Here is a 303-nt window from a genome sequence, read left to right as displayed (position 1 = left end):
ACGCTTGCGAGGAACTTCCAACACGCTTGATTCCGTCATGATAAGTGTCCACTTATTGATAGATGGACATCTAACGTGACGGAATTCAGGACTCTGCGGTAGATGGGATCACCGGTCGCTTACCCTGAGCACAACTTTTCCTGCGCACAAAGAGAACCGCCCCTGCAGCAAGGCTACAGGGGCGGTTCAGTATAAGTGCCTGACGATGACCTACTCTCACATGGAGAAACTCCACACTACCATCGGCGCTAAGCGGTTTCACTTCCGAGTTCGGCATGGGATCGGGTGGTTCACGCTCGCTAT

1 rRNA gene is annotated in these 303 nt (G+C 52.8%); it reads right to left on the bottom strand.

Annotation, left to right across the window (positions count from 1 at the left end):
* Positions 1-197: 197 nt before the first annotated feature.
* Positions 198-303, bottom strand: a 5S ribosomal RNA gene (gene rrf / locus IZU87_RS17435); the annotation flags it as partial.

The organism is Cobetia sp. MC34 (assembly GCF_018340035.1).
Lineage (GTDB): Bacteria > Pseudomonadota > Gammaproteobacteria > Pseudomonadales > Halomonadaceae > Cobetia > Cobetia amphilecti.
This window is presented reverse-complemented; position numbering and strand designations above follow the sequence as displayed.